The sequence below is a fragment of the Tepiditoga spiralis genome (assembly GCF_014701195.1).
Taxonomy (GTDB): Bacteria; Thermotogota; Thermotogae; order Petrotogales; family Petrotogaceae; genus Tepiditoga; species Tepiditoga spiralis.
The window spans coordinates 1,102,931-1,119,407 of record NZ_AP018712.1; the positions used below are offsets into that span (position 1 = coordinate 1,102,931).

14 protein-coding genes are annotated in these 16,477 nt (G+C 28.0%); 11 read left to right on the forward strand and 3 right to left on the reverse strand.

The window, feature by feature from the left end:
• Window positions 1–9 precede the first annotated feature (9 nt).
• The 11 genes from hydF (at window position 10) to IGS63_RS05100 (ending at window position 13,038) form a co-directional block, all read left to right on the forward strand.
• Window positions 10–1,212: a [FeFe] hydrogenase H-cluster maturation GTPase HydF gene (gene hydF, locus IGS63_RS05050; RefSeq protein WP_190615911.1), complete on the forward strand. Its 1,203-nt coding sequence runs from the start codon at window positions 10–12 to the stop codon at window positions 1,210–1,212.
• Window positions 1,202–2,569, forward strand: coding sequence for an aspartate ammonia-lyase (locus IGS63_RS05055; RefSeq protein WP_190615912.1), 1,368 nt, complete (start codon window positions 1,202–1,204; stop codon window positions 2,567–2,569). Before hydF ends, IGS63_RS05055 begins: the two co-directional genes overlap by 11 nt.
• 84 nt (window positions 2,570–2,653) lie before the next feature.
• Window positions 2,654–4,627 (forward strand): methyl-accepting chemotaxis protein, encoded by a 1,974-nt coding sequence (locus IGS63_RS05060; RefSeq protein ID WP_190615913.1) that lies wholly within the window; start codon window positions 2,654–2,656, stop codon window positions 4,625–4,627.
• A gap of 294 nt (window positions 4,628–4,921) precedes the next feature.
• A complete protein-coding gene (locus tag IGS63_RS05065; protein WP_190615914.1) occupies window positions 4,922–6,100 on the forward strand; it encodes a DUF3798 domain-containing protein in 1,179 nt (392 codons plus the stop codon).
• A 47-nt stretch (window positions 6,101–6,147) separates the two neighbouring features.
• The gene (locus tag IGS63_RS05070) at window positions 6,148–7,743 is read left to right on the forward strand and encodes a sugar ABC transporter ATP-binding protein (RefSeq protein WP_190615915.1); all 1,596 of its coding nucleotides are present in this window, start codon (window positions 6,148–6,150) and stop codon (window positions 7,741–7,743) included.
• The gene (locus IGS63_RS05075; RefSeq protein WP_190615916.1) at window positions 7,740–8,786 is read left to right on the forward strand and encodes an ABC transporter permease subunit; all 1,047 of its coding nucleotides are present in this window, start codon (window positions 7,740–7,742) and stop codon (window positions 8,784–8,786) included. The genes IGS63_RS05070 and IGS63_RS05075 overlap by 4 nt, the downstream gene beginning before the upstream one ends.
• Complete coding sequence (locus IGS63_RS05080; RefSeq protein WP_190615917.1) at window positions 8,783–9,877, forward strand: ABC transporter permease; 1,095 nt, start codon at window positions 8,783–8,785, stop codon at window positions 9,875–9,877. Before IGS63_RS05075 ends, IGS63_RS05080 begins: the two co-directional genes overlap by 4 nt.
• 13 nt (window positions 9,878–9,890) lie before the next feature.
• Window positions 9,891–10,256: a DUF6672 family protein gene (locus IGS63_RS05085; RefSeq protein WP_190615918.1), complete on the forward strand. Its 366-nt coding sequence runs from the start codon at window positions 9,891–9,893 to the stop codon at window positions 10,254–10,256.
• A gap of 115 nt (window positions 10,257–10,371) precedes the next feature.
• A complete protein-coding gene (locus tag IGS63_RS05090; protein WP_190615919.1) occupies window positions 10,372–10,980 on the forward strand; it encodes a hypothetical protein in 609 nt (202 codons plus the stop codon).
• Between the two features lie 83 nt (window positions 10,981–11,063).
• The gene (locus IGS63_RS05095) at window positions 11,064–11,726 is read left to right on the forward strand and encodes a response regulator transcription factor (RefSeq protein WP_190615920.1); all 663 of its coding nucleotides are present in this window, start codon (window positions 11,064–11,066) and stop codon (window positions 11,724–11,726) included.
• Window positions 11,713–13,038 (forward strand): sensor histidine kinase, encoded by a 1,326-nt coding sequence (locus IGS63_RS05100; RefSeq protein ID WP_190615921.1) that lies wholly within the window; start codon window positions 11,713–11,715, stop codon window positions 13,036–13,038. Before IGS63_RS05095 ends, IGS63_RS05100 begins: the two co-directional genes overlap by 14 nt.
• A 20-nt stretch (window positions 13,039–13,058) precedes the next feature.
• On the opposite strand, the gene IGS63_RS05105 is transcribed toward IGS63_RS05100, so the two are convergent.
• The 3 genes from IGS63_RS05105 to IGS63_RS05115 are packed head-to-tail and all read right to left on the reverse strand — an operon-like array spanning window position 13,059 to window position 16,473.
• Window positions 13,059–14,162 (reverse strand): amidohydrolase, encoded by a 1,104-nt coding sequence (locus IGS63_RS05105; protein ID WP_190615922.1) that lies wholly within the window; start codon window positions 14,160–14,162, stop codon window positions 13,059–13,061.
• Window positions 14,159–15,292, reverse strand: coding sequence for an aspartate aminotransferase family protein (locus IGS63_RS05110; protein WP_190615923.1), 1,134 nt, complete (start codon window positions 15,290–15,292; stop codon window positions 14,159–14,161). The genes IGS63_RS05105 and IGS63_RS05110 overlap by 4 nt, the downstream gene beginning before the upstream one ends.
• Entirely contained in the window at window positions 15,289–16,473 is a 1,185-nt protein-coding gene (locus IGS63_RS05115) for an aspartate kinase (protein WP_190615924.1), read from the reverse strand. Before IGS63_RS05115 ends, IGS63_RS05110 begins: the two co-directional genes overlap by 4 nt.
• Between the last annotated feature and the right edge of the window lie 4 nt (window positions 16,474–16,477).

Below are 16,477 nucleotides of genomic sequence, written 5' to 3' on the forward strand. Positions count from 1 at the left end.
GCTGAGATTATGGGGTTTGGTGGATATAGAAATTACGTAGTTATTGCAGGAAAAAGAAATGTAGGAAAGTCTTCAACGGTCAATGCTATAATGAATCAAGATATATCGATAGTTTCTGATCATCCGGGAACTACAACTGATCCGGTTTATAAAGCTTTTGAATTGCAACCAATTGGACCAGTTACATTTATAGATACACCAGGTATTGATGATGAAGGATTACTTGGAGAAATGAGAATTAAAAGGGCAAAAAAAGCATTTTATAAAGCAGATGTAGCAGTTTTAATTGTTGATGATTTACCAAATGAGCATGAATTTTTTATTATGAAACAATTTGAAGATATGAATATTCCTTATTTAATTGCAGTCAATAAAATTGATGAAGATAAAGAAGATATAGTTGAATATTATAAAAACAACTATGATGTGAAAGTAATGGGATTTTCTGCAAAAAATAAAATAAATATAGATGAATTTAAAAAAGAAATTGTAAACTTAATACCAGAAGAAAAAGAAATATCTCTTTTGCCAGATAATATAGATGGTGGAGATGTTGTTGTTATGGTTATACCAATAGATTTAGGAGCACCAAAAGGAAGATTAATAATGCCTCAAATTGTTGCAATAAGAGAAACATTAGACAAAGAAGCCATTGCAGTTGCAACTAAAGAAAGAGAATTGAGATATACACTCGATAAATTCAAAGAACTTCCCAAATTAGTAGTAACAGATTCACAAGCTGTTATGAAAGTTGCTTCAGATGTACCAGAAGAAGTTCCTTTAACAACTTTTTCAGTTCTTGAGGCGAGGCATAAAGGAGATTTACAAACCTTAGTAAAAGGTGTAAAAGTAGTGGAAAGACTTGAAGATAATGATACGGTTATTATCATGGAAGGGTGTTCACACAGGCCATTAACTGAAGATATAGGAACTGTTAAAATTCCAAGATGGCTTACAAATCATACTGGTAAGTCTTTGAACTTTAAATTCATATCTGGAAAAGAATTTCCAGATCCAGAAGAACTTGAAAATGCTAAGTTAGTAATTCACTGTGGTGGATGTACACTCACAAGAAAAATGATGCTCAGAAGAATAAAAACAGTAACAAGATTAGGTATTCCAATAGTTAATTATGGTGTATTAATTTCTTACTTGCATGGTGTACTCGAAAGAGCATTAGAACCTTTTAATGAGGTGTGCTATGAGGATTGAAGAAGATTTTTTAGGAAAAAAAGAAATAGAAGATACTTATTATGGTATTCATACAATCAGAGCTACTGAAAACTTTCCAAGAACAAATGAAACATTTGATGAATACTTTATAGAATCATATTTTCAAATAAAAAAAGCATGTACTACATTGAATAATAAACTTGGATATCTTTCAAATGAAAAAAGTAAAGCAATAAAAAAAGCATGTGATGAAAAATTTTTGTATGAATATATAATTGTAGATCCTTTGTCTGGTGGAGCTGGAACTTCAGTCAATATGAATGTAAATGAAGTTATAGCAAATAGAGCAACAGAACTTTTAGGTGGAAAACTTGGTGAATACATTGTAGATCCATTACAAGATGTAAATATGCATCAATCGACGAATGATACGTTTGTTACTGCAGGAAAAATGGCAGTGATAAAAAATTTACAAACTTTAGTAGAAAAGGTTATATTACTTCAAAATGAAATACAGAAAAAAGAAAAAGAGTATTATAGTGTAAAAAAAATTGCAAGAACTCAATTAATGGATGCAGTGCCAATTTTATTTGGCCAAACATTTGGAGCATGGGCTGATGCTCTTTCAAGAGATAGGTGGAGACTTTATAAAGTAGAAGAAAGAGTAAGAAGTATAAACTTAGGTGGAACAGCCGTTGGAAATGGAGTTGGTGCACCAAGAGATTATATTTTAAAAATAGTGGATGAATTAAAAAAAGTATCTGGTGTAAAAATTGCTAAAGCAGAAAATTTAATAGACAACACACAAAATTTAGATGTTTTTGTAGAAGTTCATGGTTTATTAAAAGCTCTTTCTGTAAATTTATTAAAGATTTCAAATGATATAAGACTCTTAGGAAGTGGACCAAATACATCGATTGGAGAAATTATTTTACCAAAGATTCAAGGTGGAAGTTCTATAATGCCTGGGAAGATAAATCCTGTTATACCTGAATATGTTATACAACTTTGTTATTCTGTTTTTGCACACGATTCTATGATAACAAATTGTACAGCAAATGGAACTTTAGAATTGAATCATTTATCTCCAACTATAGTTCATCATACTTTAAAAAGTTTTAAGTATTTAATTAACTCTTTAGAATCATTAACAAAATACATAAAATTAATAAAGGTTAATGAAAAGAAGTGTAGAGAAAATTTAGAAAAATCGACATCGTTATTAACTCCATTGATAGAGGAGTTTGGGCATGATGAATTATCTAAAATAATAAAAAGCAATGATTATGTATTAAAAGATATAATCAAAGAAGTTTCTAAAACTTTTAATTTAACAGAAGAAGAGGTCATTGAAAAAATTGATATACAGAATATAACTGGGCTTGGAAAAAAGTAAAATCTTTGATTTTACTTTTTTTTTATCTTTACTTGTGTTATAATTATATTAATAAAAAATAAATTTTTAAAAAGGGGTGATAGTATGAAGTTAAAATGGAAAAACGCATTAATGATACTTATGGTTATTTTACCTTTTGTTATTTATGTTATAAACCTTGATTTGAAATCTTTTGGAACTACAAAAAATGATGTTGACAAGGATTTACACCTCTATACAGAAAATGTATATACATATTTTCAAAATTTTGTTGGAAATATGTGTTTATTTGAAAATTATATAACTGAAAGTCCTGTTTTAATAAATGCACTTGAAAATAAAAATAATGAAAGAGAGTTAGCAGATACAATATTTAAAAAAATAACGGATGCTTATACAAACTTAAATTATGCATATATAGGACTCGAAGATGGTGTTTACATAATAGAGCCTTATTGGGAAATACCATCAACATACGATCCAAGAGCAAGGCCATGGTATACTCTTGCAGTTGAAAATAGTGGTAAGGCGGTTGTAACTGATCCATATGCAGATGCCAGTACAGGAGAAGTTACAATGACTATTGCAAAAACAGTTTTAAAAAATGGAAAATTAATAGGTGTATTTGGATTAGATTTAAAAATGAATGAATTTGTTAAATTAATGAAACCGGATTTACCATATAAAACAGCTTATTCATTTGTTTTAAATGGAAAGGGAATAACTTTATTTCATGTTGATCCTGAAAAATTAGGAGTAGATATTTCAAATGATGATTTATTTAAAAAAGCAGTTAATGAGGAAGGGAAAATAGAATATACATACGATAAAGTAAAAAAGCTTGCTTATTATAAAAAAGATAAAGATACAGGATGGATATTTTATACGGTAGTAGATCAAAAAGAAGTTTTAGCTTCTCCTATGAAGCACTTTTATACTTCTTTAATCATATCTATTATTATAATTGTTCTTGTTCTAATATTTGGAATTTATTTTGCAAATAAGTTTATGTCGGTTCCTTTGAAAAAATTATCAGAAAAAATAGTAGAATTTGGAAAAGGTAATTTGTTAGTAGAGTTTAAAGCAAATTCTAAAGATGAAATAGGAGATATGGCTCATAGTTTACATGATATGAGTAATAATTTAAGAGGAATAATAAAAAATATAGATGAAGCTGGAAATAAAAATGATATAGCAGCATCAGATCTTTCTGGTGTATCAGAAGAATTGAGTGCAACAGCCGAAGAATTAACAGCACAAATGAGTTCAGTAAAAGACAATGCAGAAAATGTAGCAGCAAATGTAGAAGAGGTAAGTTCAGGGGTACAAGAAGTAGCAGCAAGTGCACAAGCAATATCGCGTTCAGCACAAGAGTTGAGTGAAGCAGCGGAAGAATCATCATTAGCGGCAAATGAAGGATCAGGATTAATAAGTGATGTACAAAGGATAATAAATGAAGCATTAACGCAATCAGATCAAACGAACAAAGAAGTAAATAAGCTCTCGGAAAATGCAGCAAACGTAGAGAACATAGTAGATACAATAAACAGTATAACAGAACAAACAAACTTATTGGCATTAAATGCAGCAATAGAAGCAGCAAGAGCAGGAGAAGCAGGAAAAGGGTTTGCAGTAGTAGCCGAAGAAATAAGAAAGTTAGCCGAAGAATCAAAGAATGCAACAGAAAAGATAGCAGTAATTTTAGGAGAAATAAAAACAGGAACAGAAACAACAGCAGGAGCAACAGAAAAGATAGTAAATATAAATAAAGAGATAGATGGAGCAATGAAAGGATTAATAGAAAAGTTCGAAGTAATAAAAGAAAGAGTAGATGGAATGAACAGTGGAATACAAAATCTAACAGCAAGTTCAGAACAGCAAAGTGCATCAGCTGAAGAGATGAGTTCAGCAATGGACAATGTGGCAAGAATAGTATCAGAGATAAGTGATCAAGTATCAGATGCAAGCGAAGCAATAAACAATGTATCAGAAGGAACACAAAACATAACGACAAATGCAGATGAACTTTCAATACTTTCTAAGAACCTTGTAAATGAAGTTAAAAAATTTAAATTTTAATTACAATTATACAAAAAATAGTAATGGATAATATCCATTACTATTTTTTTATTTAAAAAACAAATTTTGTAATAAAATAAATGTTAAAATGTAAAAATAAAAAAAGAATATGTTATAATAAAATTAATAAAAAGATTAATTTCTAATAAAGTGTTGTGAATTTATTAATTTCTTATTCCAAAGTTTTAAAGTTACTTTTAAGTAAATAAAGTTACTTTAAAGTTAATGACGATTTTAAGTAAGTTATAATTTCAATGTAATTAGGTTACACAACTTAATAAAGGGGGAAGGTTTATGAAAAAAGTATTACTTGTGTTATTTGTTGTTTTTGCTGCTCTAGTTAGTTTTTCAGCATTTCCTTTTCATATAGGTGTTGTTACTGGAACAGTTTCACAGTCTGAAGATGATTTAAGAGGAGCAGAAGCTCTCATAAAAGAGTATGGAGATGTTGCACATGGTGGATTAATTCAACACGTTACATATCCAGACAACTTTATGCAAGAAATGGAAACAACTATTTCTCAAATAGTTGGTCTTGCAGACGATCCAAAGATCAAAGCTATAATTGTTAATCAAGCAGTACCAGGAACAGTTGAAGCTTTTAGAAGAATAAGAGAAAAAAGACCTGAAATATTACTTTTCTGTGGAGCACCTGCAGAAGATCCTGTTATGATTTCTGATGTTGCAGATCTTGCAATCAATCCAGATAATGTTGCAAGAGGATACTTAATAATTAAAGCAGCACAAATGCTTGGCGCAAAAAAATTCATGCACATATCTTTCCCAAGACATATGAGCTATGAATTATTGTCAAGAAGAAGAGATATTATGGCAGAAGCAGCAAAAGATCTTGGTTTAGAATTTATAAACATGGGTTCACCAGATCCTGTAAGCGATATAGGTATTGCTGGAGCACAACAGTTTATCTTAGAAAAAGTTCCTGCATGGCTTAAAGAATATGGAAAAGACACAGCATTTTTCTGTACAAATGATGCACATACAGAACCATTAATAAAGGAAGTAGCAGAACTTGGCGGTTATTTTATAGAAGCAGATTTACCATCTCCTACAATGGGCTATCCAGGAGCTTTGGGTATAACTTTTACAGAAGATGAAAAAGGTAATTGGCCAAAAATACTTAAAAAAGTAGAAAATGAAGTCGTTAAAAGAGGTGGAGCAGGTAGACTTGGAACATGGGCTTATTCTTTTGGTTATACAACAACAGCAGCTCTTGGCGAATATGCAATAAGAGTTTTAACTCATGATGCTGAACTTTTAAATAAAGACGATATAATGGATGCATTTAAGAAATATACACCAGGTGCAGACTGGAATGGTAATTATTATGTTGATGCTGATGGTGTTGAAAGAGATAATTTTTTAATGATTTATCAAGATACTTACATATTTGGAAAAGGCTTCCTTGGAATGACCAAGTTAACTGTACCAGAAAAATATTTTAACATAAAATAATAGGCAAGGGGGCTTGTCCCCCTTTCATTTTTGTACGAGGTGAAGTAATGAAAGAGAAAAAAACACTATTAACCTTAGAAGGGGTTTCAAAAGATTTTTTTGGAAATGTAGTTTTAAAAAATATAAATTTAGAAGTTAAAGAGGGAGAAATAATTGGGCTCGTTGGAGAAAACGGAGCTGGAAAATCAACTATGATGAAAATTATTTTTGGTATGGATGTTATAAGAGAAACTGGAGGATATGGAGGAAAAGTAAAAATTTATGGAAAAGAGGTTAATTTTAAAAGCCCATTTGATGCTTTAGATGCAGGTATTGGAATGGTACATCAAGAATTTTCTTTAATTCCTGGATTTACTGCAACAGAAAATATAGTTTTTAATAGAGAGTCATTAAAAAAGAGCTATCTTGTAGATATATTTGGTGAAAGAATTAAACAAATAGATAGAGAAAAAATAATAGAAAGAGCTAAAAAAGCAATAAAAGAATTGGGAGTTGTTCTGGATCCTAATATGTTAGTTAGTGAAATGCCAGTTGGACATAAACAATTTACAGAAATAGCTCGTGAAATAGAAAGAAGTAATACAAAGCTTTTAGTACTTGATGAACCAACGGCTGTTTTAACAGAATCAGAAGCAAAGGTTTTATTAAAAACAATAAAAAAACTTTCAAAGCAAGGTATTGCAATAATATTTATAACGCATAGACTTGCTGAAATACTTGAAGTTTGTGATAAAGTTGTTGTTTTAAGGGATGGGAACTTAATTCAAGAGGTTGAAACAAGTAAAACAAATGCAAAAGAAATTACAGAATGGATGATAGGAAGAAAATTAGAAAAGGCTGAAGAGAGAGATGAAAATAAAAAATTTAATGAAACAATATTAAAAGTTGAAAAACTTTGGGTTGATATGCCTGGAGAAACTGTAAGAGATGTTTCTTTTGAAGTGAAAAAGGGTGAAATTTTTGGAATTGGAGGACTTGCTGGTCAAGGAAAACTTGGTATTGCAAATGGAATAATGGGACTACATGCAGCAGGTGGAAAGGTTGAATTTAAAGAAAAAGAAATAGAGTTAAATAATCCAAAGTCTGCTTTATCTATGGGAATTAATTTTGTTTCAGAAGATAGACGTGGAGTTGGTTTATTATTAGACGAACCAATAGATTTTAACATTGCTTTTACTGCAATTCAAGTAAAAAATGATTTTTTGACAAAAGTTTTTGGATTAAGATTAAGAGATGATGAGGCTATATCTAAAAATGCTCAAAAATATATAGAAAAATTAGAAATAAGATGTGTTAGTGAAAAACAAAAAGCAAAAGAATTATCTGGTGGGAATCAACAAAAAGTTTGTTTGGCAAAGGCATTTACAACTGAACCAGAACTATTATTTGTATCTGAACCAACACGTGGAATAGATGTTGGAGCAAAAAAAATAGTTTTAGATACTTTAAAAGAATACAATGAAAAGTATGGAACTACAATAGTTATATCTTCTTCAGAACTCGAAGAATTGCGTTCTGTTAGCGATAGAATTGCTATAGTTAGCGAAGGAAAAATAGCCGGAATATTGCCAGCAAAAACTGACTCAGTGGAATTTGGAAAATTAATGCTTGGTGAAAAAGATTTAGAGAAGGTGGAAAAATGAAGTCAAATATAAACACTTTTATTGAGAAAGCTGGATGGCCAAGAATAATAATATTCTTGTTTTTGCTTTCTCTTTACATAATAGCTCCATTTGTTGGTGTAAAACTCAGTACTTCAATAAGTGATACAATAATTAGATTTGGAATGAATGGAGTTTTGGTTCTTGCAATGGTTCCAATGGTACAAGCTGGAACTGGTTTGAACTTTGGACTTCCACTTGGTATAATAGCAGGACTTTTAGGTGCAATTACAAGTATTGAATTAAAAATCGGTGGTTTTTCTGGATTTTTAACAGCTTTAGTAATAGCTATACCAATAGCAGCAATACTTGGCTATGGATATGGAAAACTTTTAAATAAAGTTAAGGGCGGAGAAATGATGATTGCAACGTATGTAGGTTTTTCTTCCGTTGCTTTTATGTCTATGGTTTGGCTTTTAATTCCATACAAAAGTCCTGATATGGTTTGGGCTTATGGCGGAAGTGGACTTAGAACAACAATAAGTGTTGAAAAATATTGGATTCATACTTTAAATAATTTTTTAGAAATAAAAATAGGTGAAACTTTTATCTTTCCTACTGGAATGCTGTTGTTTTTTGCTTTTATGGCCTTTTTAGTTTGGCTATTTTTCAAAACTAAAGCAGGAACAGCTATGTCAGCTGTTGGATCTAATCCAGAATATGCAAAAGCTTCAGGAGTTGATATAGATAAAGTAAGAGTTCAATCAGTAATGTTTTCTACTATACTTGGTGCAATAGGAATTATAGTATATGAACAAAGTTTTGGTTTTATACAACTTTATATGGGTCCATTTTATATGGCTTTTCCAGCGGTAGCAGCTATATTAATAGGTGGAGCTTCTGTTCATAAGGCAACAATAACAAATGTTATTATTGGAACATTTTTGTTTCAGGGTATATTAACAATGACGCCTTCTGTAATAAACAATATTATAAAAACAGATATGTCAGAAGTTATGAGAATAATAGTATCTAATGGTATGATACTCTATGCTCTTACAAGAAGGGAGAAGGGTAAAGCATGAGTGAAAAAAATAATATAAAGAGTTTTTTAACTAAAAATATAGTTCCTGTATTGTTTGTTGGTTTGTTACTTTTTGCAGTTCCAGCATCTAGATATAGTGGAACTTATTTAATACAACAAGTTATAACGAGATTAGCAAGGAATTCATTTTTAGTTCTATCCTTAATAATCCCTATTATTGCTGGAATGGGATTGAACTTTGGAATTGTATTGGGAGCAATGGCAGGTCAAATTGGATTAATATTTGTGACAGACTGGGGAATTGTTGGTATGCATGGAATGTTACTTGCTATGATTTTGTCAACTCCACTTTCAATACTTCTTGGAATACTTGGTGGTGTTGTGTTAAATAGAGCAAAAGGTAGAGAAATGATTACTTCCATGATACTTGGTTTTTTTATAAATGGTGTTTATCAATTTATAGTTTTATATACAATGGGAAATGTAATACCTATGACAAACAATAAAATAGTTTTACCAAGAGGTTATGGAATAAGAAATGCAATTGATTTAAAAGGTATAAGAATGGTAATGGATAGAATGCTTGAAATAAAAATAGGTTCGATTACTATTCCAGTACTAACCTTTATAGTTATAGGAATAATGTGTTTAATAATAATTTGGTTTAGAAAAACAAAGCTAGGTCAAGATATGAGAGCTATAGGGCAAAATATGGAAGTTGCAAGATCTGCAGGTATAAAAGTAGAAAGAACAAGAATTTTATCAATAGTTATATCTACGGTTCTTGCAGGATACGGACAAATAATATTTTTACAAAACATAGGTACCATGAATACATATAATAGTCATGAACAAATAGGGATGTTTGCAATAGCAGCCATATTAATAGGTGGAGCAACTGCAGCAAAAGCAACAATTCCAAATGTTTTCTTGGGTATTATGCTTTTCCATACTATGTTTATAGTATCACCAATGGCTGGAAAACAGTTAATAGGTCAAGCTCAACTTGGAGAATTTTTCAGAGTTTTTGTATCTTACGGAATAATAGCTATTTCTCTTGTTCTTCATGAATGGAGAAGACACAAAGAAAAAGAAGCTTCAAGAATGCAATTTAGACACACGTCTGAATAATGAGGTGAGAGTTTTGAGAGGTTTTTTAATAAAAAGTACTTTAATAGTTGTGATAATAATTTTTGCTATATTTCTTTTTATATATGGTAAAGAACATAAGGTATATTTAGACAATAAATCTATTACTGTAAATAATGTTGAATATGCATCATACCCATCAGTAACTGTAAAAATAGATGGAAAAAGTACAGTTGTTAGAAGTAGAAGAAGAAAGGTTCTTTATGCAAAAGGTCCTTATCATAAGATTATTGTAGAATATACAAAAGATGGAACTAAAACAACTATTGAAAAAAATTTAAAGTTAGATTTAAATGGAATTGTAATTGTGAACCTTCCCGAATTAATAGATGGTTACGAAAACTGGCAACAGAAGAAATGAGGCGAAAGCCTCATTTTTTGATTTTTTTATCACACAATTTCACATAATTTTATTATAATTTTACGACATTTGTTTATTATACTATTAGTGTAATCATAAATTAGGAGGCGATACTATGAAAAAGATTTTAAGCATTATAACTTTAGTGGCAGTATTGATAGTTTTTTCAGTTTCATCATTTGCTAATGGATATGGATATCAACAACCTCAAACAAATCCAAATGGAGTATATGGCAGAAAAGGTGGTCAAAACTGGAATAATCAACCAATGAATATGCAAATGCAACAAAGAGGAAGAAGAAATAATAAAAGAATGAACGGTGAAAGAATGAACTTTGGTAATAAAGATGCACAAATTAAGAATCAAGAATTTATAGAACTTTTAGCTGAAAAATATACACCAGATACTTCTAATGAATGGAAAACAATTTTTATAGATAGAGAAAAATTAATTGATACTATTAGAAGCGATGAAAAAATACAAGAATTAAGAGAAAAAGTAATGTATTCACAAGATCAAAGAAAAATTCAATACTTTAGAAGTAAGTTTGATAATGGAAACATTGAAAAAATGAGAGAATATCAAAATGATTTAATAACTGCAATAAAGTATGATGATTCAGATATGATTAAAAACATATTAAATAAAATGCTTGTTCTTGAAAAAGATATGAATACTAATATTAAAAATGCATATGATGAAATTTTAAAATCAATTAAATAAATTTTTTAAATAAACAAAGAGCCTAAAGGCTCTTTGTTTATTTAAAAAAATGATTTATAATTATTATGGATGGAGGTGTTTTTATGAGTTATAAAATATATCTTGTTGATGACGAAGAAAAATTAAACAATGTTTTGACTTCTTATTTAAAAAATGAAGGTTGGATAGTTAAAAGTTTTTTTAATGGAAAAACTGCATTAGAAGTGATAGAAGATAAACCAGATTTATGGATACTTGATATAATGCTTCCTGATATAGATGGATTTGAATTAATAAAAAAGATAAAGGAATATGATATAAAAACACCTGTTATTTTTATATCTGCAAGAGATGCACAAATAGATAGAGTTATAGGACTTGATATGGGAAGTGATGATTATATACCAAAACCTTTTCTTCCAAGAGAGTTAATAATAAGAGTTAAAAAACTTTTAGAAAGAAATTATGGAAATAAAAAAATAAATTTATTTCCGTATACAATTGATAAAAAAAAGAGAGCAGTTTATTATAATGGAAAAGAAATAGATTTTACTGCAAAAGAATTTGATTTATTGATTTTACTCTCAGAAAATAATTTTGCATTTTCAAGAGAACAAATATTAGATGAAGTATGGGGAGATGATTATTTTGGTAGTGATAGAGTTGTAGATGATACTATAAGAAGAATAAGAAAAAAAATACCTAAAATAAATATTGAAACTATTTATGGTTTTGGATATAGGATGATAAAAAATGAAGAAAAATAATTTGTCTTTTCAAATATGGATAACCTTTATATCTATAATACTTGTTATTACAATAATATCTTCTTTTTTATATATATATACATTAAAAAATTATTTTAAAGAAGAAGCATTTAAAACTATTGAAAATGCTCAAAAATTTGTATTAACAAAAGATATTAATGATATGAAGAATAATTTAAATAATCCGGAATTATCTCAAACGCTTCAAGATATTAGAATTGTTCAACATGGAATTTATATAAAAGATAAAAATGAATTGAGAATTAAAATGATGGAAAGACCAACTGTTGATAAAAATATATTAGATAAAATAAAAAAAATTGCTTTTGAACAAAAAGAAAGTATAAAAAAATACATAATAACTTTTGAAAATGAAGATTTGTTTGTTGTAATAAGAAAAATAAATAAAAATATTTATTTAACTTCATTTATGTGGAATACATATAAAAAAGAGATTGAAAATAATTTGTTATTAAAAGTAATTATAATAATAATTGGATCATTTTTGGGATCTATATTTTTTTCCATTAGATTTTCAAAAAAACTTACATTGCCATTAGTTAAGTTAAAGGATAGTGTAAATAAAATTTCTAGGTATGACTGGAATGAAGAAGTAAAAGTTGTAAGAAATGATGAAATAGGAGAACTTGCAATTACTATTGAGAAAATGAGAAAAGAATTAATAAAAAAAGATAAAAGTCAGCAAGAATCATTACAATTTATTTCACATGAATTAAAAACACCTGTTATGATAATAAGAAGTTATTTACAGTCTATTGAAGATGGAATATTTCCAGAAGGTAATTTAATCAGTTCATTAAAAACAATAGACGAACAAACATTAAGATTAGAAAGAAGAATAAAAGATTTACTTTATTTTTCTAAATTAGATTATTTGTCTAAACACGAAAATAAAAAAACAACAATAAATATAAAAAATATAATTTTTGATGTTATTAAAAGTTTGAATAAACCAGGCGGAATAAACTTTGACTTAGATTTGCATGATTATTTTATAGAAGGAAATGAAAATCAAATAAAAATAGTTTTTGAAAATATTTTAGATAATCAATTAAGATATGCAAATACAAAGATAAAAATCAAATTTATTGAAAATAAAATAATAATTTTTAATGATGGAGAAAAAATAGAAGAAGATACTTTAAAAGAAATATTTAAACCATTTAAAAAAGGGAAAAATGGTGAAAATGGTATAGGACTTTCAATAGTTAAACGTATAATAGAAATACATGGAGGTACCATAGAAATAATAAATAAAGAAGATGGAGTGGAATATGAAATTAAATGGTAGCATAAAAATTTTTATGCTACCTATTCATTTATTAAGTTTTTGAATAAATTAATTCCTATTTCTATTACATCATCATTTGGTAAAAATTTTGGTGAATGAAGCCCTACTTTTTTTCCGCCTGTTCCAAGCCAAAACATTAATGAAGGGTATTTTTCCGCTATAAAACCAAAATCTTCACCTGTCATTTTGTATCCACAATCTATTATTTTAAAATTTTTAATTTTATCAATTTGCTTATTGTACATATTATCATCATTTATTACTTCTTTATAAAAAGATCCTATACTTATTTTGAAATCTACATTTGTTATATCTTTTATTCCATTTAATATTTTTATTAATTTGTTTTTAAATTTTTCAGCTTTTTTCATACTTAATGTTCTAATACTTCCTTCTAGTTTAGTATAATCAGATATAACATTTCTAACATTACCACTTTTTACTTTTCCTATACCAAAAACAAAGGGTTCAATAGGATTTTTAGGAAGTGATTCTACCGCATTAAAAAAAAGTCTTGCTGCCTTAAAAGAATCCAATCCATCTTGAGGAAAAGCTATGTGTGCAGCTTTTCCATAAAACTCTATATCTATTTCCATGGCAGATGCAAAAAGAACTCCTTTTGTAGTTGCAATAGTTCCAATAGAATATTCGTCTGTTACGTGGAGTGCATAGGCATTTTTTATATCAAAATTTTCTAATACTTTACTGTCTAAGATTAACTTGGCACCTCCACCACCTTCTTCTCCAGGTTGAAATAAAAAAATAAAGTTTTTTTGTATTTTATTTTCAAATATATATTTCATAAATCCATATAAAATAGACATGTGTACATCATGACCACATGCATGCATATTATCATTTTTAGATGAAAAATCACAATTGGTTTGTTCTTTTATAGGTAATGCATCTATATCTGCCCTAAATAAAGTATATGAGTTTTGAAATGATGGATTATAAACAACAATTAAACCAGTATTTAATGGTGTTAATACATTTAATTTTATATTATACTCTTTTGCTAAATCTTCTATGGATTCTATTAGAAGTTTGGTTGTTTTAACTTCATTAAATGATGTTTCTGGGTTTTGATGTAGTAAATGTCTTAGTTCAATTGGTGATTTCATAATATTTCCTCCAAAATATTACATATTTTATCTATTTCTTCATAAAATATAGTAAATGATGGTAATAATCTTATTACTTTATCAGCTAAAATATTTATCAATAAATTTTTTTTAAGCGCTTTATTTCTTAAATTTGGTTGAGCATTTTTTAATTCTATACCTATCATTAATCCTTTTCCTCTAATTTCTTTAATATTATTTGATTTTATATTTTTTAATTTGTCAATAAAATAAAGACCTTTTTCTGAAACTTCACTTAAGATATTTTCTATATTATCAACTATAAAATGAGCTCCAGCAAGAGATATGGGATTGGGAGCAAAAGTAGATCCATGATCTCCCTTTTTTAATATGTTTTGAAATTGATTTAAAAAGAGTACAGCACCAAGAGGTAAGCCGCCTCCAAGTGATTTTGCAACAGTTACAATATCAGGATTTAAGTTATAATGTTGATAAGAAAAGATTTTTCCTGTTCTACCAAGTCCTGCTTGTATTTCATCACAAACTAGTATAAATTTAAGTTTTTCATGATAATTTTTAATGGTTTCAGCAAATTCTTTTGTCATTGGTACAACTCCGCCTGCACCTTGAACTCCTTCTAAATAAACAGCAATAACATTTTCAGAGTTATTTTCTATATAATTTTCAAATTGTTTTTCATCGTTGAATTTTAATTCTATAGTATTTTGAAACAACGGTAAAAATTGATCTTTTAATTTATCAAAACCAGTTATTGATAATGCACCTGTTGTTCTACCATGAAACCCATTTTTAAAGTATATTATTTTATTTTTTTTAATAGATGAAACTTTTTTAATAGCTTTTAAAGCGGTTTCTGTTGATTCTGTACCTGAATTTGTAAAAAAAACTTTTCCGTCAGTTTCAGTAAAGTTTATTAGTTTTTTTGCTACATATTCAGCATCTTTATCTATAAAAAAATTTGAAAGATGTGTGTATTTATCTATTTTAAATTTTAGAACTTTATTTAAAGGTTCATAGGAGTGACCAAATGACATAACGCCTATTCCTGCAAAAGTATCTATATATTTTTCTTCATTTGAATAAATATAAATACCTTTAGCTTTTGTTACTTTAAAATTATAATTATTATACATTTTTATTAGATTCATAAGTCAAACTCCTTTACTAAACAGTCAATAGCTTTTGCGGTATTTTCTTTTTCTATTAAACAAGATATTTTTATTTCTGATGTTGTTACTAATTTTATTGGAATATTTTGAAGTGACTTAAAAAATCTTGAAGCTACTCCTTTTTCTGTTTTCATACCAATTCCTACTACAGAAAGTTTTACATATCCATGTTCATAACTCACTTTACTATTGTCAATATTTTGAAGAGCTTTTTGTAGGTATTTATCAAAGTCTTTCATTTCTTCTTCTATTATACTTAAAGATACATTTATTTTATTATCAATGCTTATCAAAGATATCATGTCTACATTAAATTTTTGAGATAAATTTTCAAATATTCCATGTAATAAAGGATGATTTTCTGGTAAGTTTGTAATATTTACTCTAGTTTGATTTTTCATCAAACTCATTCCAGTAACAACTGGATTTTCTATTGTATTTGAAATCACATAAGTTCCTCCTTCATTAGAAAATGTGGATGCACAATAAAGTTTTACATTAAACTTTTTAGCTATTTCAACGGCTCTACTATGAAGTATATTTGAACCCAAACTTGCCATTTCAAGCATTTCATCATAAGTTATTTTGTTTATTTTTTTAGCATTTTTATATAATTTTGGATCTATTGTGTATATTGGATAGTCACTATATATTTCACAATTTGATTTTAAAGCTGCAGCAAGTGCAACTGCTGATGTGTCAGATCCGCCTCTTCCAAGTGTTGTTAAATCACCATTGGGATTTATTCCTTGAAATCCTGTTATAACTAAAACATCATTTTCTTTTAAAAATTTTATTATTTTATCTTTTTTTATATCTTTTATTTTTGCATTGTTGTGATTACCTAATGTATTTATTTCGGCTTGGAAACTATTTAAAGATTTAGCTTTTATATTAATTTCATGAAGTGCCATTGTTAATAACGATACAGACATTTGTTCTCCTGTAGTTAATAACATATCTAATTCACGTGGATTGGGATTTTTAGATATTTCTTTTGCAAGGTTCAAAAGATTATCTGTTGTTTTTCCCATTGCTGATACAACAACAATAAGTTTAAATCCTAAACTAACTTTTTGTTTTATTTTTTTAGCTACTTTTATTATTTTATTTTTATCTGAAACTGAGGAACCACCATATTTTTGTACTATTATATTCATATAT